This window comes from Burkholderia sp. L-4 (genome assembly GCF_056856535.1).
In genome coordinates this window covers 424,645-448,014 of the sequence record NZ_JBXEOX010000002.1, presented here as the reverse complement: position 1 = coordinate 448,014, position 23,370 = coordinate 424,645, and the positions used below count along the sequence as shown (strand labels likewise).

Below are 23,370 nucleotides of genomic sequence, written 5' to 3'. Positions count from 1 at the left end.
TCGCGGGGCGGCGCCGGTGGTCGGTGCGAGGCCGGCGCGGGCGCGCCTACAGCCGGATCAGCGCCGCGCCGGCCACCACCAGCGCGCACGCAGCGAGCCGTTGCGCGCCGGGCCGCTCGCGCATCACGAACCAGCCGATCGCGACCGCGAAGATCGAACTCGTTTCGCGCAGCGCGGACACGGTCGCGACCGGCAGGTGCCGGTACGCGAGGATCACGATCCCGTATGCGGCGAGCGAGATCGTGCCGGCGATCGCGCCCTGCGTGAGCGCCGTGCGCGACGCGAGCACCGCGCGCGGGCCGCCGCGCAGCACGCCGACGAGCACGAGCTGCGGCACGCTCCACAGCAGGTACACCCACGCGATGTAGCCGAGCGCGCTGCCGGACAGGCGCGAGCCGATCCCGTCGCAGATCGAGTACGCGGCGATGAACACGCCCGTGAGCAGCGCATACGGCACGCCTTCGCCGGAGAACCGGAAGCCGCGCCGCAACGCGAGCGACATGATCCCGAACGACACCAGCGCGATGCCCGCGAAGCCGAACGGCGTCGGCCGCTCGTGCAGCATCGCGAGCGCCAGCACCGACACGAGCAGCGGCGAGATACCGCGCGCGATCGGATAGATCTGGCCGAATTCGCCGCTGCGGTACGCGCGCGCGAGCGTGAAGCAGTACGCGACCTCGAGCGTGGCCGACGCGACGATGTACGGCCACGCGGCGGGCGCCGGCGCCGGCAGCAGCGCGGCGCCGGCGATGCCGAACGCGAGATACGGCAGCGACATCGTGCCGAGCTGCACGAGCCGGTCTTCGCTGACGTGGAGGAACGCATTCCAGATGGCATGCAGCAGCGCGGAGCACAGCACGAGGCCGATGAACAGGTGATCCATGAACGAAGGTGCGGGCGGTGGCGGGCGGGGGACGGCGCCGTCAATTATGTGGGTATCCGGCGCGCTCGCGCGGAATTGTCGATAATAGAACGTTGTTATTCACCGGATGCCGACGATGACCGAAGCCACCCAAGCCCAGCCTGCCGTTCCGCGCCTCACGAGCCTGTCGCACGGGGGCGGCTGCGGCTGCAAGATCGCGCCGGGCGTGCTGTCCGAACTGCTGAAGCGCGCGACGCCGCCCGCGCTGTTCCCGGACCTGCTGGTCGGCACCGAGACGTCCGACGACGCGGCCGTCTACCGGCTCAACGACGAGCAGGCGATCGTCGCGACCACCGATTTCTTCATGCCGATCGTCGACGATCCGTTCGACTTCGGCCGCATCGCGGCGACCAACGCGCTGTCCGACGTGTATGCGATGGGCGGCAAGCCGATCCTCGCGCTCGCGCTGGTCGGCATGCCGATCAACGTGCTGCCGCATGAAACGATCGCGGCCGTGCTGCGCGGCGGCGAATCGGTGTGCGCGGACGCCGGCATTCCGGTCGCGGGCGGCCATTCGATCGATTCGGTCGAGCCGATCTACGGGCTCGCGGCGATCGGCGTCGTGCACCCGTCGCGCGTGAAGCGCAATGCGGCCGCGCGCGCCGGCGACGTGCTCGTGCTCGGCAAGCCGCTCGGCGTCGGCGTGCTGTCGGCCGCGCTGAAGAAGAACCAGCTCGATGCCGACGGTTACGCGCAGATGGTCGCGACGACCACCAAGCTGAACCGGCCGGGCACGGAGCTGGCCGCGCTGCCGGGCGTGCACGCGCTGACCGACGTCACGGGCTTCGGGCTGCTCGGCCATACGCTCGAGCTGGCGCGCGGCGCGCAGCTGACCGCGCGCGTGCACTATGCGTCGCTGCCGTGGCTCGCCGGCGTCGAGGCGTTCGTGGCCGACGGCGTGTTCACCGGCGCGTCGGGCCGCAACTGGGCCGCGTACGGCACCGACGTGCGGCTTGCCGACGGCCTGCCGCCGGTCGCGCAGGCGCTGCTGACCGATCCGCAGACGTCGGGCGGCCTGCTCGTCGCGTGCGCGCCCGACGCGGTCGACGACGTGCTCGCGTGCTTCCGTGCCGACGGTTTCGACCGCGCGGCCGTGATCGGCGAGATGGTGGACGGGCCCGCGCGCGTCGACGTCGCCTGACGCGGATTTTCCGCGCGGGTTCTTTATGCGGTCGCCGGAATCGATGCCTTCCCTCGAAGGCATCGACGATCGATGAACGACTTCCCGTTCGGGCTGATGATCGCGCTGTCGGTCGGGCCCGTTGCATGGATGATCGCGAACTACGGCATGCGCGCCGGCACGGCGACCGGCGTGCGCGCGGCAATCGGCGTTGCCGCGGCGGACGGCTGTCATGCAGTCGTCGCGTTCACGATCGGCGCGATGCTCGCGAGCACGCTCGCGGCGCATCTGTCGTTGTTCCGTAGCGTGGGCGCGGGCGTATTGCTCGCGATGGGCATGCGGATGCTGTGGCAGGCGCTGCGCGACCGTCGGCGCACGCTCGAAGGCGATACGCCGCCGCCGGGCGACCGCCCGTTCATGTCGATGTTCGTCGTCACACTCGCGAACCCGCTGACGATCCTGTTGTTCTACGGCTATGCAACGGCTGCCGCCGGCGCGCATCGGCACTGGCTGACCGGTGCCGCGTGCGTGTTCGCGGGCAGCCTCGCGGGGCAGCTCGCGTTCGCGTTCGGCGGCAGCGCGATCGGACGCTTCGTGAAGTCGCCCGGGTGGCTCGCGGCGAGCCATGTGGTCGCCGCGCTCGTCGTGCTCGGTAACGGTGTTGCGGGGCTGATGCGCGTGTAGCGCGGCGGGCAGCGGCCGGCGTCGCACGGGCGGCCAACCCGATAGCATTCCTGATGTTTGCAATACGGCGGCGAACGCGCGCATTCCGTCACGCAACACGCGTCCATGCGCACGAAACACCATTCGCCGTTTCGTAGTCGGGTTCCGCATTGCGTACGCCCGTTCTATACTCCCTCGCGCAGTCTCCGAGAGCCGTTCTCACCCAACATCATCGAAACAAGGAACGCCGATGCTGACTCGCTCCATCCTTTCCGCTGCCGCATTCTCGCTCGCAGCCTGTGCGACCGCGCCGTCGATCGCGCAGGACAACCAGGGCAACAACGCGGGCAACCATGCATTCGCCGAGACCGGTGCACAGGGCCGCCCGGTCAAGGTCATGATCATCACGATGTTCGGTCCGGAGGGCCAGGCGTGGCTCGACCGGCTCGGCCCGTGGCGCGACATCGCCGTGCCGGGCCTGTCGCCCGACTACCCGGCCGTTCACTGCAACAAGCAGGACGTGTGCGTCGTGACGACCGGCATGGGTTATGCGAACGCGTCGGCGACGATCATGGCGCTCACGTTCTCGCAGCGCTTCGATCTGCGCCGGACGTATTTCCTGGTGTCCGGCATCGCGGGCGTCGACCCCGCGCAGGGCACGGTCGGTTCGGCCGCGTGGTCGAAATACCTCGTCGATTTCAGCCTGCAGTGGGAGCTCGACGCGCGCGAGATTCCCGCCGGCTGGAACACGGGTTTCCTCGGCATCAACACGAAGAGCCCGAACGACAAGCCGCCGCTCGACTATCGCACCGAAGTGTTCCAGCTCAACCCGCAGCTGACCGACGCCGCGTACGCGCTGTCGCGCAACGTCGTGCTCGCCGACAGCGCGCAGGCGCAGGCTGCCCGCGCGAAGTTCACGTATGCGCCGGCGAACCGGCCGCCGACGGTGATCCAGTGCGATACGTCATCGGGCAACACGTGGTTCTCCGGCACGCTGATCGGCGAGCGCGCGCGCCAGTGGACGAAGATCCTGACCGACGGCAAGGGCACCTACTGCATGACCGCGCAGGAAGACAACGCGACGTATGAGGCGCTCAAGCGCGCGGCGAGCGTGAAGCGGGTCGACCTGTCACGCGTCGCGGTGCTGCGCACGGGGTCCGATTTCGACCGCCCGTATGCGGGGCAGACGAGCGCCGACAACCTGCTGAACTACGCGGACCAGGGCGGCTTCGCCCCGGCGACCGAAAACCTGTACCGCGCGGGTAATCCGCTGGTTCAGGACATCGTCACGCACTGGGGCGAATGGCGCGACGGCGTGCCGCGCCGTTGACGGCCGGACGATGACTCGGCCGGCGGTCAATGCGATCGCGGGGCCGAACGGAACGGCGTCCAGACCGGCGTGGTGTCGTCCCAGTGATCGAGCGGCGAAGGAAGGGTGTCGTTCATCATGTGCTCCTGCAAGTCACTGACTCGGCGAGTCGTCGAAAGGTGTGCCGCGACGCCGCGCACGGGCCGACCCGTTGCGCGGCGTCGCGCGTTTACCGGCCCCCGCCGGCGAGCTGGTTGCTTTCCGGCAGCGAGCGATACGGGCCCTGGGCGAGTTCGAGCCCTTGCGGATACGAATTCGCCTTGCGCAGGTACGCGAGCGTGCCGTCCTTGCGCGCTTGCACGACTTCCGCGCTCACTTCGGCACGCGTACGCGGGCCATTGTGCTGCGCGTACCACGACGTATTGCCGTAGTCGCCGGCGTGCGGCGTGCCCGAATCGGCGAAGGCCGGTGCGGCCACGGCGAGCGTGAGCGCGAGGGCGGAGAGAAGATGGCGGCGGTTCATGGCATAACTCCTGTGTCGATATGAGTCAGCGCTTCAGCGCTGACTCGGATCCCATGTCGGAGCGGGCGTCCGAGCGCTGCTCCGGTCCCATCGAGCGGGATCTGTTCGATGCGCAACGAGGTGCGCGACAGGGTTTACTCTAGGTATCTGTTCGGTCGCGATAAATGCGGCAGACGCGAATTGATTTGTCGCCGCACCGGAACAATCGACATCCGCATGGACGACAGGGTTATGCGGAAATTGCCGGCAGCCCCGTGCAGCGGGGCGCACGCGGGTGCGGCGGCCACCCGCGACGGCGCGCGCGGGCGATTGCTGCTCGCGACACAAAGGTTTGCTGCGGAATCGGGAAGGATCGGATGCGCCGAGCGCATCGGCGGCTTGAAGACGGCGAGGAGAGCGGACGATGCGCGAGCCGCGCGGCCCGCGCATGCAGGTCAGACGATTACGCGACCCATTCGTTGATGACCGGCGTGTCGAGCGCCGGTGCGCGTTCGGCTTCCTCGAACGTGCGCTTGCTGCACGTCGCGTCGAGGCTGCCCTTGCCGCTCAGCAGCGGGCAGCGGTCGAACACCTCGGCCACCCAGTCGACGAACACGCGCACCTTCGGCGACAGGTGGCGGCTGTGCGGATACACGACCGAGATCGGCATCGGCAGCGGCTTGACGCCGGGCAGCACTTCCTTGAGCCGGCCTTCGCGCAGCTGCGGCAGCACCATGAAGAGCGGCGGCTGGATCAGGCCGAAGCCTTCGATCCCGCAGGTCACGTACGCATCCGCGTCGTTCACCGACACGATGCTGTTCATCTTCACCTCGATTTCCTTGCCTTCGGTGAGGAACGTCCAGTCGATCGTGCGGCCGGTGCGGCTCGAGAAATAATTGACGGCCTTGTGCTGGCCGAGATCGTCGATCGTCTGCGGCTCGCCGTGGCGCTCGAGATACGCGGGCGCGGCGACCGTCACGCATTCGAACAGGCCGACGCGACGCGCGACCAGCGACGAATCCTGCAGCGCGCCGACCCGGATCACGCAGTCGACGCCTTCCTGCAGCAGGTCGACCGGCCGGTCGGACAGGCCGAGCTGCAGGTCGATGTCCGGATAGCGTGTATGAAATTCGCACAGCGACGGAATCACGAGCAGCCGCCCGATCGAGCCCGGCATGTCGATACGCAACTTTCCGTGCGGTTTCCGGTTGTTGGCCTGGAAGCTCGCTTCGGTTTCCTCGACGTCCGCGAGGATCCGCACGCATCGTTCGTAGTACGCGGCGCCGTCCGGCGTGAGCGACAGCCGGCGCGTGGTCCGGTGCATCAGTCGCACGCCGAGGAAGGCTTCGAGATTCTGGATGATCGTCGTGACGGACGCTCGCGGCAGGCCGAGCGTTTCTGCTGCCTTGGTGAAGCTGCTTGTATCGACGACGCGAGTAAACACCTGCATGGCCTGAAGCCGGTCCATCACAACCTCCGCAATCTAATTTGCCGCCGGAACGACAAGGCTGCGCTACCTCGTGGGTAAACGCAGCCTCGGATTGTTCGGGGGCGTTGAATTGTGTTGCCGGATTATAGGCATTTATCCCAATGTCTGCCGGACCCAGAATTCGTTCCATCTCGAAATGGATGCTGCATCGTCATGGACGCTTCTGAATTCAGCAAATTCCTGAAAGCCGCGTTGCCCGCGCAAGCCTTGGCGGGCGCGGCGCTGACGGTCGCCGAAGTGGAAATTCCTGGCTACGCGCAGGACATCGTGCTGCGCCTCTACCGCCGCCCGGACAAGACCGGGTTGCCGGTAGTGCTTTATTTCCACGGCGGCGGTTTCGTCCGCGGTTCGCTCGAGGACGCGGATTTCGCCGCGCGTTTTTTAGCAGAACGCTTACCAGCACTCGTAGTGTCGGTCGATTATTCGCTCGCGCCGGCCTTTCCCTTTCCGGCCGCGCCGGAGGATGCGTATCGCGCGGCCGTGTGGGTCGCGACGCGGGCCCGCGCGTTCGGCGGCAACCCGAAGAAGATCGGGGTCGCCGGCCACGACGCGGGCGGCCAGCTCGCGAATTGCCTCGCCTTCATCGCCCGCGACCGCGGTGAAGTGTCGATCGCCGCGCAGGCGCTGTTCGGACCGATGCTCGACCCGAGCATGACGCGCATCGGCGACGCCGAGCGCCTCGCGTCCGACATCACCCCGCGCGAATGCGCGGCCTGTTATCGCGCGTATCTGCCGCAGGCGGCGCAGCGCATGCATCCGTACGCGGCGCCGCTCGAGTCGGTGCGCCTCGCGGGGCTGCCGCCGACGCTTGTCGTCACCGCGCAGAACGACGTGCTGCACGTCGAAGCGGAGAAATATGCGAGCTGCCTGATCTCGTCGGGCGTGCTCACGCAGGTGATCCGCTATCCGGACATCACGCACGCCGCGCTCGCGACGCACGAAGCCGCGTTCGAGGAAGCCGTGCGCTTCTTCCAGTGCCGCTTCCAGGCGCGCCAGCCGAACCGTTCCGAATAACCAAAACCATTCCACGTTTACTGGAGATCCACATGGCCATCCTACGCACCTCCCGCTCGCGAATCGCCACCGCGGCGATCGTGACGCTCGCCGTCGTCGGCCTCGGCACGTTCGGCGCGATGCGCGTGAACGCGAACGCGCCCGAGAAAGCGGCGGCGCCGCTGCCCGAAGTCGACGTCGCGACCGTCGTGCCGCAAACCGTGACCGACTGGCAAAGTTATTCGGGCCGCCTCGAAGCGGTCGAGAAAGTCGACGTGCGTCCGCAGGTGTCGGGCACGATCGTCGCGGTGAACTTCAAGGACGGCGCGCTCGTGAAGAAGGGCGACGTGCTGTTCGTGATCGACCCGCGCCCGTACCAGGCCGAAACCGATCGCGCGGCCGCGCAGCTGGCCGCCGCGCAGGCGCGCAACGGTTATGCGCAGACGGACTGGCAGCGCGCGCAGCGGCTGATCGGCGACAACGCGATCGCGAAGCGCGACTACGACGAGAAGCAGAACGCGGCGCGCGAGGCGACGGCGAACCTGAAGGCCGCCGAAGCCGCGCTGGAAACGGCGCGCATCAACCTCGGCTATACGCGGATCACCGCCCCCGTGTCGGGCCGCGTGTCGCGCGCGGAAATCACGCTCGGCAACGTCGTGTCGGCCGGCGCGTCGGCCGCGCCGCTGACGACGCTGGTATCGGTGTCGCCGATCTACGCGTCGTTCGACGCGGACGAGCAGACCTACCTGCAATACATCAACGGCGCGCGCAACGGCCGCAAGGTGCCGGTGGAGCTCGGTCTCGCGAACGAAACGGGCTACTCGCGCAGCGGCGAGATCGATTCGGTCGACAACCGGCTCGATACGTCGTCCGGCACGATCCGCGTACGCGCGCGTTTCGACAACGCCGACGGCGCGCTCGTCCCGGGGCTCTATGCACGCGTGAAGGTGGGCGGCAGCGCGCCGCACGAGGCATTGCTCGTCGACGACGCGGCGATCAACACCGACCAGGACAAGAAGTTCGTGTTCGTCGTCGACCAGCAGGGCCGTGTGTCGTACCGCGAAGTGCAGCAGGGAATGCAGCACGGCAACCGGCGCGTGATCGTGAGCGGGCTGTCGGCCGGCGATCGCGTGATCGTGAACGGCACGCAGCGCGTACGCCCCGGCGAGCAGGTGAAGCCGCACATGGTCCCGATGACGGGCGGCGATGCGCCGTCCGCGCCGCTCGCGAACAACGCGAAGCCGGCCGCACCGGCGAAGGCGGATTCGTAAGCGGCCCGCCGCTTCGCATCCGCGTTCAACCAGACAGAGCCACACATGAACATTTCCAAATTCTTTATCGACCGGCCGATCTTTGCAGGAGTCCTATCGGTGATCATCCTGCTCGGCGGGGTGATCGCGATGTTCCTGCTGCCGATTTCGGAGTATCCGGAAGTCGTGCCGCCTTCGGTGATCGTGAAGGCGCAGTATCCGGGCGCGAACCCGAAAGTGATCGCCGAGACGGTCGCGTCGCCGCTTGAAGAGCAGATCAACGGCGTCGAGGACATGCTCTACATGCAGTCGCAGGCGAACAGCGACGGCAACATGACGATCACCGTCACGTTCAAGCTCGGCACCGATCCGGACAAGGCCACGCAGCTCGTGCAGAACCGCGTGAACCAGGCGCTGCCGCGCTTGCCGGAAGACGTGCAGCGGCTCGGCATCACGACGGTGAAGAGCTCGCCGACGCTGACGATGGTGGTCCACCTGATCTCGCCGGACAACCGCTACGACATGACCTACCTGCGCAACTACGCGCTGATCAACGTGAAGGATCGCCTGTCGCGGATCCAGGGCGTCGGCCAGGTGCAGCTGTGGGGTTCGGGCGACTACGCGATGCGCGTATGGCTCGATCCGCAGAAGGTCGCGCAGCGCGGGTTGTCGGCCGAGGACGTCGTGCAGTCGATCCGCGAGCAGAACGTGCAGGTCGCGGCCGGCGTGATCGGCGCGTCGCCGTCGCTGCCCGGCACGCCGTTGCAGCTGTCGGTGAACGCGCGCGGCCGTCTGCAGACGGAAGACGAATTCGGCGACATCGTCGTGAAGACGACGCCGGACGGCGGCGTCACGCACCTGCGCGACATCGCGCGGATCGAGCTCGACGCGTCCGAATACGGGCTGCGCTCGCTGCTCGACAACAAGCCGGCCGTCGCGATGGCGATCAACCAGTCGCCTGGTGCGAACTCGCTGCAGATCTCGGACGAAGTCCGCAAGACGATGGCCGAGCTGAAGCAGGACATGCCGGCGGGCGTCGACTACAAGATCGTCTATGACCCGACGCAGTTCGTGCGCTCGTCGATCAAGGCCGTCGTGCACACGCTGCTCGAGGCGATCGCGCTGGTCGTGATCGTCGTGATCGTGTTCCTGCAGACCTGGCGCGCGTCGCTGATTCCGCTGATCGCTGTGCCGGTGTCGATCATCGGCACGTTCTCGCTGCTGCTGGCGTTCGGGTATTCGATCAACGCGTTGTCGCTGTTCGGGATGGTGCTCGCGATCGGGATCGTGGTCGACGATGCGATCGTCGTCGTCGAGAACGTCGAGCGGAACATCGAGAGCGGGATGAACGCGCGGCAGGCGACCTACAAGGCGATGCAGGAAGTGAGCGGGCCGATCATCGCGATCGCGCTGACGCTCGTCGCCGTGTTCGTGCCGCTCGCGTTCATGTCGGGCCTGACCGGCCAGTTCTACAAGCAGTTCGCGATGACCATCGCGATCTCGACGGTGATCTCGGCGTTCAACTCGCTGACGCTGTCGCCGGCGCTGTCCGCGATCCTGCTGAAGGGTCACGGCGACAAGGAAGACTGGCTCACGCGCGTGATGAACCGCGTGCTCGGCGGCTTCTTCCGCGGCTTCAACAAGGTGTTCCATCGCGGCGCGGAGAACTACGGCCGCGGCGTGCGCGGCGTGCTGTCGCGCAAGACGCTGATGCTCGGCGTGTACCTCGTGCTGGTGGGCGCGACCGTGCTCGTGTCGAAGGTCGTGCCGGGCGGCTTCGTGCCCGCGCAGGACAAGGAATACCTGATCGCGTTCGCGCAGCTGCCGAACGGCGCGTCGCTCGACCGTACCGAGAAGGTGATCCGCGACATGGGCTCGATCGCGCTGAAGCAGCCGGGCGTCGAGAGCGCGGTCGCGTTCCCGGGGCTGTCGGTGAACGGCTTCACGAACAGCTCGAGCGCGGGCATCGTGTTCGTCACGCTGAAGCCGTTCTCGGAACGGCATGGCAAGGCGCTGTCGGCCGGCGCGATCGCGGGCGCATTGAACCAGCAGTACAGCACGATGAAGGATTCGTTCGTCGCGGTGTTCCCGCCGCCGCCGGTGCTGGGGCTCGGTACGCTCGGCGGGTTCAAGATGCAGATCGAGGATCGCGGCGCGGTCGGCTACGCGAAGCTGTCGGATGCGACCAACGACTTCATCAAGCGCGCGCAGCAGGCGCCTGAACTCGGCCCGCTGTTCACGAGCTACCAGATCAACGTGCCGCAGCTCAACGTCGATCTCGATCGCGTGAAGGCGAAGCAGCTCGGCGTGCCGGTGACCGACGTGTTCAACACGATGCAGGTGTATCTCGGCTCGCTGTACGTGAACGACTTCAACCGCTTCGGGCGCGTGTACCAGGTGCGCGTGCAGGCCGATGCGCCGTTCCGCCAGCGCGCGGACGACATCCTGCAGCTGAAGACGCGCAACGACAAGGGGGAGATGGTGCCGCTGTCGTCGCTCGTCACGGTGACGCCGACGTTCGGCCCCGAAATGGTCGTGCGCTACAACGGCTACACGGCGGCCGACATCAACGGCGGCCCGGCGCCGGGTTTCTCGTCGGGCCAGGCGCAGGCCGCGATCGAGCGCATCGCGCATGAAACGCTGCCGCGCGGCGTGCGGTTCGAGTGGACCGACCTCACGTACCAGCAGATTCTTGCCGGCGATTCGGCGATGTACGTGTTCCCGATCAGCGTGCTGCTCGTGTTCCTCGTGCTCGCGGCGTTGTACGAAAGCCTGACGCTGCCGCTCGCGGTGATCCTGATCGTGCCGATGAGCATTCTGTCGGCGCTGACGGGCGTGTGGCTCACGCAGGGCGACAACAACATCTTCACGCAGATCGGCCTGATGGTGCTGGTGGGGCTGTCGGCGAAGAACGCGATCCTGATCGTCGAGTTCGCACGCGAGCTCGAACACGACGGCAGGACGCCGCTCGAGGCCGCGATCGAGGCGAGCCGGCTGCGTCTGCGCCCGATCCTGATGACGTCGATCGCCTTCATCATGGGCGTGGTGCCGCTCGTCACGTCGACGGGGGCCGGGTCGGAAATGCGCCATGCGATGGGGGTCGCGGTGTTCTTCGGGATGCTGGGCGTGACGCTGTTCGGGCTGATGCTGACGCCGGTGTTCTACGTCGTGCTGCGGACGCTTGCGGGCGGCAAGATCCACGTCGCCGGCAAGGATTCGTCGGGATACGGCGTGCCGCCGTCGGGCGCGTCGGCTTCGGATGCTTGAGGAAAACAAGATGGACAACATGCACAACACGAACGGCCTGATGCGCTTCGCGAAGGTGGCGGCCGCGAGCACCCTGCTCGCGACGCTGCTCGCCGCGTGCGCGGTGGGCCCCGACTACCAGCGTCCGGATGCCGCGGCGCCCGCCGCATTCAAGGAAGCGCCGACACTCGCCGCCGGCGAGCAGGCCGGCACCTGGAAGACGGCCGAGCCGTCGGACGGCGCCCATCGCGGCGAATGGTGGAAGGTATTCGGCGACCCGGTGCTCGATTCGCTCGAGACCCAGGCGCTCGCCGCGAACCAGAACCTGAAGGCCGCGGCCGCGCGTGTCGAGGAAGCGCGCGCGGCGACGCGTTCGGCGCGTTCGCAATGGTTCCCGCAGGTCGGCGCTGGTTTCGGGCCGACGCGCGAAGGGCTGTCGTCGGCGTCGCAGTTCCAGCCGCAGGGCACGGGCCCGACCAACGCGACGCTGTGGCGCGCGCAGGGCACGGTGTCGTACGAGGCCGACCTGTTCGGCCGCGTCGGCCGCAACGTCGAGGCGTCGCGTGCGGACCAGGCGCAGAGCGAAGCGCTGTTCCTTTCGGTGCAGCTCGCGCTGCAGGCCGACGTCGCGCAGAACTACTTCGAACTGCGCCAGCTCGATGCGGACCAGGACCTGTACCGCCGCACGGTGGAGCTGCGCGAGCAGGCACTGACGCTCGTGCAGCGCCGCTTCAACGAAGGCGACATCAGCGAGCTCGACGTGTCGCGCGCGAAGAACGAGCTGGCCAGCGCGCAGGCCGATGCGGTCGGCGTCGCGCGCCGGCGTGCGGCGTCCGAGCATGCGCTCGCGATCCTGCTCGGCAAGGCGCCCGCGGATTTCGGGTTCAAGGAAACGCCGATCGTGCCGGTCGCGGTGAAGATTCCGCCGGGCCTGCCGTCCGCGCTGCTCGAACGCCGTCCGGACGTGTCGGCGGCCGAGCGCGCGATGGCCGCCGCGAATGCGCGGATCGGCCTCGCGAAGTCCGCGTACTTCCCGAAGCTCGATATCACGGGCTCGTTCGGTTATGAAGCGTCGACGCTCGGCAACCTGTTCCTGTGGTCGAGCCGCACGTTCCTGCTCGGGCCGTTCGCCGGCACCGCGCTGACGTTGCCGCTGTTCGACGGCGGCCGTCGCGCGGCCGGCGTGCAGCAGGCGCGCGCGCAGTACGACGAGCAGGTCGCGAACTACCGGCAGCAGGTGCTCGTCGCGTTCCGCGAGGTCGAGGACAATCTGTCCGACCTGCGCCTGCTCGACGACCAGATCCGCGCGCAGGATGCGGCCGTCAACGCGTCGCGCCGTGCGGCGAAGCTGTCTCGGACGCAGTACCAGGAAGGCGAGGTCGCCTATCTCGACGTGATCGACAGCGAGCGCTCGGTGCTGCAGTCGCAACTGCAGGCGAACCAGTTGACCGGCGCGCAGGCCGTGTCGACCGTCAACCTGATCCGCGCGCTCGGCGGCGGCTGGGGCGCGGCGCCGACGGCGGTCGGCGATGCGGCCTCCGTGAAGGCGGAAGTCGCAGCACGTTGACGCGGCGGCCCGTCAAGGGCCGTTCAGGCAGATGGTGGAGGCCAGTACCCCGATTCGCGGCAACGCGGATCGGGGTTTTTTCATTGGCCGGTCGTCAGGGCTGCCGTTCGGGCTGCACGTCCGTGCGCTCGGCGATCACGACTGCGTAGCGGCCGACCGCATCGGCGATGCGCTGCGCGAGTTCGGGATCGCGCACGGCACGCGCGAGCGTGACGCCGCCCGACAGCAGCGCGAGGAACGCGATCGCGCGGTCGTCGTCGGGTCGGTCGCCGAGCCCGGACGACACTTCGTCGACGATCTGCCGCAACGCCTGTTCGTACGCGTCGCGCGTGTCGTCGTCGGCGCGCATCACTTCGGGCGACAGGCTCGGCAGCGCGCAGCTTTCGCCGAGTGCGCAGGTGCGCCGCGGCCCGAGATAGAACGACACGAACGGGCGCCGCCAGCGCGCGCCGTGTTCGGCCTTGAGCGCCGCGACGCCTTGCCGGAGCTGGTCGAGGCCGTCGAGCACGACGGTGCGGAACGCTTCGCCTTTCGATTTGAAATGCCCGTAGAACGCGCCGTTGGTGACGCCGGCCGCTTTCGTCAGCGGACCGACGCCGGAGCCGCCGTAACCCTCCTGGCGGAACAGGCGGCTCGCGGCTTCGAGGATGCGCGTGCGGGTTTCGTGCTTGTGCTCGACGGAATAACGCATGACAGGCTCGCTTCAGAGCGATCGCTCTCTTTATGACTTGCATAGAGAGCGATCAGTGTCTAATGTATAGAGAGTGACTGATATTTATATCACGTCACGATTCTGATGACCTGACCTGGAGAAAGTGCGATGCCGATTACGCTGACAGTATCCGAAGGGGTTTTCACGCCGGACGACGAGGGGCCGGTGTTTGCCGAGTTGACCGATGCGCTGCTGGAAGTCGAGGGCTTGACCGGGAACGGGTTCCTGGCGCCGAACGTGGTGGGCACGCTCAACGTGCTGCCGCGTAACAGGACCTTCGTGCACGGCCGCGCGGCGCCCGCCGCGTTCGTCGAACTGAAACTGCCTGCCGTGGCGCTCGCGGCGCCCGACAAGCAGCGGCAATTCGTCGAACGGGCGACCGGGATCGTGCTGCATCGCGCGGGCGGGCGCCTGACGCCGGCGCAGGTATGGGTGAATGTCGTGCATGCGGCCGATGGCGGATGGGGCATTGCCGGGCGACGGTACGACAACGCAGCGCTCGTCGATTCGATTCAGGGCGCGGCGGTTGCCTCGCATTGATCGCAACTAACGGTCAGGCCGCCGGGCGTTGACCGACGGCGTGGCGGCGATGGCCGCCACGCCGGCTATTTGCCGTCGCCGGCCGCCCGCAGCGCGCGCACCAGCTCGCTCGCCGCCTTGCCGAGCTCCGTATGCTTCGGCCGCCGCAGATAAACGGGCAGCGGCAAGCCGTTGCGGATGTTCGCGAACACGAGCGGCGCGAGTTCGCCGTCGGCGACATACCGGCCGATCATGGATTCGGGCAGGTTCGCCCAGCCGTGCCCGGCCTTCACGAGCGAGATCGCGGTCGCCATGTCGGTCACTTTCCAGGTGCGGTTGCCGATCAGCGGCCGCACGTCGGTCAATGGCCGTTCGGGATCGGCGATCACGATCTGCCGGAAGCCCGACAGCCGCTCGATCCCTTCGGGATGCGCGGCTTCGGCGAGCGACGGATGATCGGGCGCCGCAACGGCTAGCAGCGTCTCGGTCCACAGCGCATGAATCTGCTCCCGCGGATGCAGGTCGAGCCCGCCGTACGCGACGCAGAGATCGACGGTGCCGCGATGCAGGGCGTCGACGATCGCGTCCTGCGGCGCGGTCACGATGCTGATCGCGAGCGCCGGGTATTTCGCGGCAACGGCGGTCAGCGCACGCGCAACGGGCGCGCCGTCGAGTTCGGCCGCGAGCCCGAGCCGCAGCGTGTCCTCGACGCCTTCGGACAAGTGCCGCGCATGCGCGCGCAGCGCGTGCAGCCGTTCGGCGATCGAGCGCGCGTCGGGCAGCAGCGCGATCATCGCGGCGGTTGGCGTCGGTTCGCGCGAGCCGCGATCGAACAGCACGAGATCGAGTTCGGCCTCGAGGTTCGCGATCGCCATGCTGACGGCCGACGGCGTGCGACCGAGCGCACGCGCGGCTGCCGAGAATGAGCCTTGGTCGATCACGGTCAGCAGCATGTCGATGTGATCGCTGGTCAGCATCGGCGGCCTCCTGTCAGCAAAATTGAAAGGACCTGACTTGGGCGGGCGGCGGCCCGCTGATAGTCTCGCCACCTTGTTCGACATGAAGGTGGATGGTCATGCAAGGGTGGAAGAGACGCATAGTTTACGTCGTGATGTTCGAGGTGCTCGGCATCCTCGTCGCGTCGTCGGTGCTCGGCATGCTGAGCGGGGCGAGTGTCGCGGCGAGCGGCCTGCTGGGCGTGATGATCTCGACGACGGGCGTCACGGTCAATTTTCTGTACAACCTCGCGTTCGAGGCATGGGAGCGGCGCAGCGCGGCGACGACGCGCACGGTCGGGCGGCGCGTGGTGCATGCGATCGGGTTCCAGGTCGCGCTGGTGACGTTCCTGATTCCGCTGATCGCGTGGTGGCTCGACGTGTCGCTGTGGCAGGCGTTCCTGTACGACGCGGTGCTGATCGTGTTCTTCCCGATCTTCACGTTCACGTACAACTGGGCGTTCGACAGCGTATTCGGATTGCCGGATGCGGTGACGCGCAAGGCCGAACCGGTCGTTTGAGGCAAAGGCAGGCGCAACGGCGCGACGCGGGGTTGGCCGCCCGCATCGTTTCGTGTCGGAGGGGAAAAGGCGTGACGGGCGGCGCGACAGCCGCCCCGGAAATCACGCGGCGACGAATTCGTGCACGTAACGGTTGAACACGGCGGGGCTCGCGGCGTTCATCCCGTGCGACGCGCCGGCGACGGTCTGCCGTTGCGCGTTGGCGATCCACTGCGACAGCGTATCGACGTTGTGGCGGAACATCTTCGGGCTGCGCTGGCCGTCGATCAGCAGCGTGCGGCATGCGATATCGCCGGCCGTGTGCTGCGAATACGCGGGCAGCGGGTCGCGCAGCTGTTTCGGCAGCGTGCTCGCGTTGTCGATCGCCATCGTGCGGAAGCGCGACGTGCTCTTCTTCCACGCGCCCGGCAGGCTCACGGAATCGACGAACATCTCGAGGCCGGATTCGACGTCGCCCTGGCCGATCAGGTTCACGGCCTGCGTGCGCAGCGCGAGCGCGGCGGCCGGCAGCGCGGCTTCGCGCACGCCCGGCTGCTGCAGCGGGCCGCCCGGATCGGCGAGCACGAGCGACTCGACGAGGTGCGGATGCTGGCGCGCGACATTGAATGCAACGCTGCCGCCACGCGAATGGCCGACCAGGTGCACGGGGCCGAGATCGAGCGCGTCGATGAATTCGGCGAGCTCGTCGACGTGGTTCTGCCAGCTGAACTCGTCCTGGATGCCCGCTTCGACGGCCGGCCAGTAGTGGCTGAGGCTCGGCGCGATGCAGCGGTAGTGGGCCGACAGCGCCGCGAGTTGCGGATCCCAGTAGCGGTAGTCGCACAGCGAGCCGTGCACGAACACCATCGGCGCACCGCTGCCCCGCTCGACATACGGCAGGCTGATGCCCGACGAAAGCGTCGCAAATTGCAGGTCGGGGTTCGCGAGCACGGACGGCTCGATTCGCATGTTCATGACTGAAAGGCTCAAAGGTGCGTCAACACGACGCAACTATGCATCACGGCGACCTGCAAGGAAAACGCATAATTTTCATCGTGACGATCAATTTTTTTGATGGCTGCGGCGGAAACCCTTGTCGCAGCGTGGTCATGTGTCGAAGCCTTCAATCGTCTGACGATTCATTTCGCCGATGAAAGGGCGCGCGACGGCCCGCGCGCATGCGCCTTCGCCGCGAAAAAGAGGAGGCCCGCGCGTCAGCGCACCGTCAACGCGGGCGCGGTCTGAAGCGCGACGGGGAGGTCGTTGTCGGCGGCGAACTGCATCGCGAAGGCGAATGCGTCCGCGCATACGGTGCGCAATTCGTCCGACACGAACAGGCATTTGACGTTGTCGACGACGACGGGCATCGCGAGCCGCGACAGCGCGCACGGATAGCCGGGCCGCCGTTCGCCGACGAACAGCGTGATGACGCCCGCGAGGCGCTCGGGCCAGTCGCTCGGGCGGAAGGTCTTCCGCGCGTGCGTGATGCCGCGGATCAGGTGGCCGGTGACGCGTCCGCGTTCGGTGACTTCGATGCGATCCATGCTGTCGTGCGTGCCCTCGTTCGCGTCATTCGCCACCGTCGGCCGCCGCGTCGCCGCGCGCGGGGATCCGCAGGTTGCGCAGCTTGTGATAGAGCGTCTTCTTCGGCATGCCGAGCGCGACGCTGGCATCGGCCACGTTGCCGTGGTGACGCTGCAGCATGTCCTCGATCAGCATCCGTTCGAAATACGCGAGCTGCTCCGCGAGCGTGCCGCCCACGACCGGCGCTGCGCCGGACGACAGCAGGCTGTCGCCGGTCAGCCCGAGCACGAAGCGGTCGGCCACGTTCTGCAGTTCGCGCACGTTGCCGGGCCACGCATGCGTCATCAGTTCGGACACCTGCGCGGCCGTGACGACCGGCGCCGGCTGCCCGAAGCGCCGCGCGGCCGCGAGCACGAAATGCTCGAACAGCAGCGGTACGTCCTCGCGCCGCTCGCGCAGCGGCGGCAGCTCGATCTGCGCGACGTTGAGGCGATACAGGAGGTCCGCGCGAAAGCGCCCGTCGGCCGCGAGTTCGGCGAGATCGGCCTTCGAGGCGGCCACCACGCGGCAGTCGACCGGAATCAGCTCGTTCGCGCCGAGCCGCTCGACCACGCGCTCCTGCAGCACGCGCAGCATCTTGATCTGCAGCGCAATCGGCATCGTCTCGATCTCGTCGAGGAACAGCGTGCCGCCGTCCGCCCATTCGATCTTGCCGATGCGCTTCTTGATCGCGCCCGTGAACGCGCCCGCTTCGTGGCCGAACAGTTCGCTCTCGAAGATCTGCTCGGGCAGGCCGCCGCAATTGAGCGCGACGAAGTGCGCGTCGCGCCGGCCGCCGAAGTCGTGCAGGCTGCGTGCGATCAGTTCCTTGCCGGTACCCGTCTCGCCGGTGATCAGCACCGACACCGCGGTATCGGCGAGGCGCAGGATCTTCTTGCGCACGTCGGCCATCGCGGGCGACTTGCCGAGCACGAACGCCTCGATGCCCTGCCAGTTGTTCAACGCCGCGCGCAGCCCCTGCACCTCGAGCGTCAGGCGGCGCTTCTCGACCGCGCGCGCGACGCGCCCGGCGATCACGTCCGACGAAAACGGCTTCTCGATGAAGTCGTACGCGCCGACCTGCATCGCGCCGACGGCCGTCGAGATGTCCGCGTGGCCGCTGATCAGCACGACCGGGATCTGCGCATCGACGGCCATCACGCGGTCGAGCAGCTGCAGCCCGTCGATGCCCGGCATCCGCACGTCCGACACGATCACGACCGGCGCGCCCGGTGCGACGTGGGCGAGCGCGTCGGCGGCCGACGCGAATGCGTCCACCGGGAACCCGGCGAGCGCGACGGCCTGCTCGACGCCGATCCGGACGTTTTCATCGTCCTCGACGACCAGCACGCGAATCTTATCTTCCATGCTCTATCCTCTGTTGCGGCGTGGCCGCCGCGAATTCGATACTGAACTGCGCGCCGCCCTCGTCGCGGTTCGTCGCGGCGATCCTCGCGCCGAACGCCTCGACGAGGCGCGACGTGATCGCGAGGCCGAGCCCGAGGCCCTGGCCGCGCGGCTTGGTCGTGACGAACGGCTCGAACAGGTGCGGCAGCACGTCGGGCGCGATGCCGGCGCCGCTGTCGGCCACCGTGAAGCGCACGCGGCCCGCTTCGTCCGGCCCGGCGGCTTCGATGACGATGCGGCGCACCGGTGCGTCGTGCACCGCGTCGAGCGCGTTGCCGAGCAGGTTCACGATCACCTGCTGCAACTGGCTCGACTCGGCCGACACGGTCGTGCCGGGGGCGATGTTCACGTCGAGCCGCACGCCTTCGTCGCGAATCCGCGCGTCGTAGATCAGCCGCGCATGCGCAACGGCCTCGTTCAGCGACACCGCGACGCGTTCGACGTCGGGCTTGCGCGCGAAGGTCTTCAGCTCACCGGTGAGCACGGCCATGCCGTCGACCAGCTTGCCGATCCGTTCGAGGTTCGCGAGCGCCGGCGCCGGCTGGCCGCGCTCGAAGAACGTGCGCGCGTTGTCGCACAGCGTGCGGATCGCGACGAGCGGCTGGTTCAGCTCGTGGGTGAGGCCGGCGGCCATCTGCCCGAGCACCGCGAGCTTGCCCGCATGCACGACTTCCTGTTGCGACGCGCGCAGCCGCTGCTCGGTGCGCTCGCGCTCGACGATCTCGCGCTGCATCCGCTCGTTCGCGGCCGTCAGCGCGGCCGTGCGCTGCGCGACGGTCAGTTCGAGCCGGTCGTTCGCGCGGCGCAGCGCGTCCTGCGCGTTCAGCCGCGCGACGATCGCCCGGCGGCGCTGGATCGCATAGCCGGCCAGCAGCGCCGCGATCAGGAACGCGCCGGTGACGAACACGAACGCCGTCTGCTGCTGGCGCCGCGCGCCCGCGATGTCGAGCAGTACCATCAGCGAATCGCCGGCCTGCGGCGCGGGGCGCGACATCACGAGATAACGCGTGGTGTGGCCCGCGCGGCGTGGATCGGGGAACGTGCCGAACCACGCGGCCGAGCTGCGGTCGCCGATGCGGCGGTACGGCAGCGCGTCGACGGTGCGGCCCGCGTATTGGCGCGACGCCTGGATGTCGCGCTGCTGCTGCGCGGTGATCGGGCGCAGCGCGGTGAATTTCCATGCGGGCTCGGTCGAGATCACGACCACGCCGTTGCTGTCGACGACCATCGCGGCGACGCCCGGCGCGCGCCAGGCCGATTCGAGCGGATCGACGCTGATCTTCACGGCGGCCACGCCGATCGGCACGCCGTCGTCGCGCACCGCGCTCGCGAAATAGACGCCCGGCACGCCCGTGTTGGTGCCGATCCCGAAGAAGCGGCCGCTGCCGCGCGCGAGCGCGTCCTTGAAGTACGGCCGGTACGACACGTTGGTGCCGACGAAGCTGATCGTCTCGTTCCAGTTGCTGGCGGCGATCACCTCGCCCTGCAGGTCGATCACGTCGACCGCGCCGCTGCCGGCGTCGCGGTTCACGGCTTCGAGGTAGGTGTTTACCGAGTGCACGAGCGCGGGCGCATCGTGCGGCGCGGCCTTCAGCATCGCGCGCACGCCGTCCTGCCGCGCGACGAGGCCCGGCAGGATCTCGAAGCGGCCGAGTTCGCTCTTCAGGCTCGACGCATACAGGTCGAGCCGGTGCGCGCCGGTTTCCTCGAGCGCGTCGATCGCGCGCTCCCACGCGAAATCGACGGCGGCGCCCGCCACGCCGACATACAGCGCGGCGGCCGACGCCCAGCCCCACCACGGGATTCCCTTGAAGCCCTTTTGCACGTTCGCCCTCATCGAAGCCCGCTACCGTCCGTCCGCCACCGGCCGTCCGCCACCTGCCCTCCGCAACCGGCCCTCCCTAACGACACGCGCCGCGCGCCGGCGAGGCCGGCGGCGGCGCGTGCGAAGCAGCCTGCGCGACGGTGCGCGCGGCCGCGCATCAACCGAAGTGCGCGACCAGGATCAGCGTCACCGTGACGACGATCGCGCCGCCGATCCGCGTCGCGATCTGCGCGAACGGCATCAGCTGCATCCGGTTCGCGGCGGTCAGGATCGCGACGTCGCCGGTGCCGCCTTGCCCGCTGTGGCAGGCGTTCACGATTGCGGTGTCGATAGGGTACATCTTCAGCAGGCGGCCGACCACGAAACCGGTGCCCATCAGCGTCGCGACGGTCGACACGATCGTGACCACGTTGACGATCGTGAACGCGGCGGTCAGCTTGTCCCACGGCGTCATCGCGACGCCGATCGCGAACAGCAGCGGATACGTGACGGCGGTCGAGAAGAACTTGTAGACGACGAACGCGCCTTCCTGCAGCGGCGGCGACACCGCGCGCGCGAGCTTCACGAGCACCGCGAGGAACAGCATCGCGACCGGCGCGGGCAGGCCGAACAGCTTGTGCGCCATCAGGCCGACGAGGTACAGCGTGATGGCGGTGATGCCGGCGCCCGCGATGTGCGTGACGTCGACATGGCCGCGGATCTCTTCGCTTTCCGGCGTCATGTCGCCGCTTTCGCCGACCTGCAGGCGGCCGTTGCCGGTCAGGTGCGGCAGGCGCTTGCCGAGCATGTCGAGCGCGCCCGACAGGATGATCGCGGTCAGGCTGCCGAGCATCACCGGCGGCAGCACCATCGCGAACATCTCGCCCTGCGGCAGGTGCATCAGTTCCGAATAGCCGATCGACAGCGGAATCGCGCCTTCGCCGACGCCGCCCGCCATGATCGGCACGACGATGTACAGCAGCGTGTGGCGCGCGCCGAGGCCGAGCGCGGTGCCGACGGCCGTGCCGACGATCGCCGCGGCGACCGAACCGGCCGCGAGCGGGATGAAGATCTTCACGAAGCCCTGGATCAGCACGCGGCGATCCATGCTCAGGATGCTGCCGACGATGATCGACGCGATGAACAGGTACAGGAAGTTGGTCGACTTCGTGAATTCGACGGTCAGGTTCAGCACCGGCTTCGGCAGCACGTGGTAGTACGTGAGCGCCGACGGCACGAAGGTCGCGAAGATCGCGGCCGCGCCGATGTTGCGCAGGAGCGGCAGGCGCTTGCCGAGTTCCGCGCAGGTGAAGCCGAAGAACGCGAGCACGGCGATCGCCATCGAGATTTCGCCCGGCACCTTGCCCGTCACCGCGAAACCGACGATCAGCGCGAACAGGATCACGTAGACGGGCAGCGGGATGATGCCGATGCGGATTTCCATCAGCTTCCACCAGCCTTCCGGCCAGAAGCGTGCGCGCGTGGCGGGGCCGGCTTCGGCAATCGGCTCGGGATGGGACGGGGTATGGATAGAGGTCTGCAAGACGTGTCTCCTGATGTTGGAATGCCTGCATTGCTTCGCGGCATCGTGTGCCGTCTGTTACGCAACCCCCGTGCCAGGAATCCGGCCTGCCGGAATATTTTCAATCCATTGATTCATAAGGGATTTGTTTCGTCTGCGGAAAGGGTTGGCCGGCCGGCTGGCCGAGATTTCGGAATTCGCCGCGCGCCCAGGCCGAGATTTCGGCCCGGCACCCGGTCCGGCGTCCGGCCGGCCCTTCGGGCGCGCCCGGTCGCCCGCCATATCGCCGCGCGCGATTTTCTTCCCACAATCGCTTCGTAGACCGCCTCCGCGCCGCTCTCTATCATCGGCTGATCCTTTTCCGATGCGATGACGACCGTCCGGAGAACGCCCATGCGTTCGCCGCGGCGCCGCTCATCCGTCGATACCGTCTTTGGACAGGAGTGGTTTCATGCTGCATCCCGTTTTTTCCGCCCGCTTTTCCGCCGGCCGCACGGCTCGCCTGCTGATGGCCGCGCTGCTCGGCGTCGTGCTGCTGAACGGCGCGCGCGCCGACACCCCGCCGCTGAAGGTCGGCATCTCGACCAGCCCGCAGATCGAGGCACTGAAGATCGCCGCGAAGGAGGCGAAAGAGCAGGGGCTCGACGTGAAGATCGTCGAGTTCACCGACTGGAATACGCCGAACGCCGCGCTCGCGAACAAGGACATCGACGTCAACTACTTCCAGCACATCCCGTTTCTCGAGAACGCGAAGAAGCAGGGCGGCTACAACTTCATCTCGATCGCGCCCGGCACGATCATGAAGATCGGCCTCTATTCGAAGAAGGTGAAGCGCTTCGACGAACTGAAGGACGGTGCGCGCGTCGCGATCGCGAACGATCCGGTCAACGGCGGGCGCGGCTTGCTGCTGCTGCAGCGCGCCGGGCTCATCACGCTGAAGCCGGGCGCCGATTACCGCGCGACCACGCACGACATCGTCGCCAACCCGAAGCATCTGAAGATCATCCCGCTCGAGGCGTCGCAGCTCGCGCGCTCGCTCGACGACGTCGATCTCGCGCAGGGCTACCCGAGCTTCATCAAGCTTGCCGGCACGACCGATCCGAACAGCGCGCTGCTGTTCGACGGCACCGAGAACAAGAACTTCGCGATCCAGTGGGTCGTGCGGCCCGAGAGCGCGAACGATCCGCGCATCCGCAAGTTCATCGCGATCTACCAGCACTCGCCGGCCGTGCGCCGTGCGCTCGACAACGCGTTCGGCTCGCTGTACGCGATCGCGTGGTGACGGAG

20 protein-coding genes are annotated in these 23,370 nt (G+C 67.9%); 10 read left to right on the top strand and 10 right to left on the bottom strand.

Going from position 1 to position 23,370, the window contains the following annotated elements:
• Positions 1-46: 46 nt before the first annotated feature.
• Positions 47-883: an EamA family transporter gene (locus tag AC1VVG_RS18740; protein WP_482836009.1), complete on the bottom strand. Its 837-nt coding sequence runs from the start codon at positions 881-883 to the stop codon at positions 47-49.
• Between the two features lie 115 nt (positions 884-998).
• Here AC1VVG_RS18740 and selD point away from each other — a divergent pair, with 115 nt between their 5' ends.
• From selD to AC1VVG_RS18725, 3 genes are all read left to right on the top strand, one after another.
• Positions 999-2,063: a selenide, water dikinase SelD gene (selD, locus tag AC1VVG_RS18735; protein ID WP_063851213.1), complete on the top strand. Its 1,065-nt coding sequence runs from the start codon at positions 999-1,001 to the stop codon at positions 2,061-2,063.
• 72 nt (positions 2,064-2,135) lie between these two features.
• Positions 2,136-2,726: a LysE family translocator gene (locus tag AC1VVG_RS18730; protein ID WP_482836008.1), complete on the top strand. Its 591-nt coding sequence runs from the start codon at positions 2,136-2,138 to the stop codon at positions 2,724-2,726.
• A 229-nt stretch (positions 2,727-2,955) separates the two neighbouring features.
• Complete coding sequence (locus AC1VVG_RS18725) at positions 2,956-4,035, top strand: purine-nucleoside phosphorylase (RefSeq protein WP_034187784.1); 1,080 nt, start codon at positions 2,956-2,958, stop codon at positions 4,033-4,035.
• 208 nt (positions 4,036-4,243) lie between these two features.
• Here AC1VVG_RS18725 and AC1VVG_RS18720 read toward each other — a convergent pair whose 3' ends face one another.
• Together AC1VVG_RS18720 and ceoR are read right to left on the bottom strand one after the other, a co-directional pair.
• Positions 4,244-4,537, bottom strand: a complete 294-nt coding sequence (locus tag AC1VVG_RS18720) for a DUF4148 domain-containing protein (protein ID WP_482836007.1) — start codon at positions 4,535-4,537, stop codon at positions 4,244-4,246.
• Positions 4,538-4,979: 442 nt separating this feature from the next.
• On the bottom strand, positions 4,980-5,984 hold the full coding sequence (ceoR, locus tag AC1VVG_RS18715; RefSeq protein ID WP_034187786.1) for a putative multidrug efflux transcriptional regulator CeoR: 1,005 nt from the start codon (positions 5,982-5,984) through the stop codon (positions 4,980-4,982).
• A 174-nt stretch (positions 5,985-6,158) separates the two neighbouring features.
• Between ceoR and AC1VVG_RS18710 the strand changes: the two genes are divergently transcribed.
• The 4 genes from AC1VVG_RS18710 to opcM are packed head-to-tail and all read left to right on the top strand — an operon-like array spanning position 6,159 to position 13,061.
• Positions 6,159-7,019, top strand: coding sequence for an alpha/beta hydrolase (locus AC1VVG_RS18710; protein ID WP_034187787.1), 861 nt, complete (start codon positions 6,159-6,161; stop codon positions 7,017-7,019).
• A gap of 32 nt (positions 7,020-7,051) precedes the next feature.
• Positions 7,052-8,269 (top strand): multidrug efflux RND transporter periplasmic adaptor subunit CeoA, encoded by a 1,218-nt coding sequence (gene ceoA / locus AC1VVG_RS18705; protein ID WP_034187788.1) that lies wholly within the window; start codon positions 7,052-7,054, stop codon positions 8,267-8,269.
• 45 nt (positions 8,270-8,314) lie between these two features.
• Positions 8,315-11,515 carry a multidrug efflux RND transporter permease subunit CeoB gene (ceoB, locus tag AC1VVG_RS18700; protein WP_034187789.1) on the top strand — a complete coding sequence of 1,067 codons (3,201 nt, stop codon included), beginning with the start codon at positions 8,315-8,317 and terminating at the stop codon, positions 11,513-11,515.
• Positions 11,516-11,525: 10 nt separating this feature from the next.
• Complete coding sequence (opcM, locus tag AC1VVG_RS18695; protein ID WP_482836006.1) at positions 11,526-13,061, top strand: multidrug efflux transporter outer membrane subunit OpcM; 1,536 nt, start codon at positions 11,526-11,528, stop codon at positions 13,059-13,061.
• Positions 13,062-13,155: 94 nt separating this feature from the next.
• Here the strand turns inward: opcM and AC1VVG_RS18690 are convergent, their stop codons facing one another.
• Complete coding sequence (locus AC1VVG_RS18690) at positions 13,156-13,752, bottom strand: TetR/AcrR family transcriptional regulator (RefSeq protein WP_301741401.1); 597 nt, start codon at positions 13,750-13,752, stop codon at positions 13,156-13,158.
• Positions 13,753-13,881: 129 nt separating this feature from the next.
• On the opposite strand from AC1VVG_RS18690, the gene AC1VVG_RS18685 reads away from it, so the two are divergent.
• Complete coding sequence (locus AC1VVG_RS18685; RefSeq protein WP_034187792.1) at positions 13,882-14,313, top strand: hypothetical protein; 432 nt, start codon at positions 13,882-13,884, stop codon at positions 14,311-14,313.
• Between the two features lie 65 nt (positions 14,314-14,378).
• Here AC1VVG_RS18685 and AC1VVG_RS18680 read toward each other — a convergent pair whose 3' ends face one another.
• The gene (locus AC1VVG_RS18680) at positions 14,379-15,269 is read right to left on the bottom strand and encodes a LysR family transcriptional regulator (protein WP_049029246.1); all 891 of its coding nucleotides are present in this window, start codon (positions 15,267-15,269) and stop codon (positions 14,379-14,381) included.
• A gap of 98 nt (positions 15,270-15,367) precedes the next feature.
• Here AC1VVG_RS18680 and AC1VVG_RS18675 point away from each other — a divergent pair, with 98 nt between their 5' ends.
• Positions 15,368-15,808, top strand: a complete 441-nt coding sequence (locus AC1VVG_RS18675; protein ID WP_034187865.1) for a PACE efflux transporter — start codon at positions 15,368-15,370, stop codon at positions 15,806-15,808.
• A gap of 102 nt (positions 15,809-15,910) precedes the next feature.
• Here AC1VVG_RS18675 and AC1VVG_RS18670 read toward each other — a convergent pair whose 3' ends face one another.
• From AC1VVG_RS18670 to AC1VVG_RS18650, 5 genes are all read right to left on the bottom strand, one after another.
• Positions 15,911-16,762 (bottom strand): alpha/beta fold hydrolase, encoded by an 852-nt coding sequence (locus tag AC1VVG_RS18670; RefSeq protein ID WP_059558958.1) that lies wholly within the window; start codon positions 16,760-16,762, stop codon positions 15,911-15,913.
• 239 nt (positions 16,763-17,001) lie between these two features.
• Entirely contained in the window at positions 17,002-17,331 is a 330-nt protein-coding gene (locus AC1VVG_RS18665; protein ID WP_343727277.1) for a DUF3579 domain-containing protein, read from the bottom strand.
• A gap of 25 nt (positions 17,332-17,356) precedes the next feature.
• Entirely contained in the window at positions 17,357-18,718 is a 1,362-nt protein-coding gene (locus AC1VVG_RS18660) for a sigma-54-dependent transcriptional regulator (RefSeq protein WP_059558955.1), read from the bottom strand.
• The gene (locus AC1VVG_RS18655; RefSeq protein ID WP_034187796.1) at positions 18,708-20,594 is read right to left on the bottom strand and encodes a sensor histidine kinase; all 1,887 of its coding nucleotides are present in this window, start codon (positions 20,592-20,594) and stop codon (positions 18,708-18,710) included. Before AC1VVG_RS18655 ends, AC1VVG_RS18660 begins: the two co-directional genes overlap by 11 nt.
• Positions 20,595-20,739: 145 nt before the next feature.
• Positions 20,740-22,104 (bottom strand): 2-hydroxycarboxylate transporter family protein, encoded by a 1,365-nt coding sequence (locus AC1VVG_RS18650; protein ID WP_049028681.1) that lies wholly within the window; start codon positions 22,102-22,104, stop codon positions 20,740-20,742.
• A gap of 430 nt (positions 22,105-22,534) precedes the next feature.
• Between AC1VVG_RS18650 and AC1VVG_RS18645 the strand changes: the two genes are divergently transcribed.
• Positions 22,535-23,365: a MetQ/NlpA family ABC transporter substrate-binding protein gene (locus AC1VVG_RS18645; RefSeq protein WP_069706916.1), complete on the top strand. Its 831-nt coding sequence runs from the start codon at positions 22,535-22,537 to the stop codon at positions 23,363-23,365.
• Positions 23,366-23,370 lie beyond the last annotated feature (5 nt).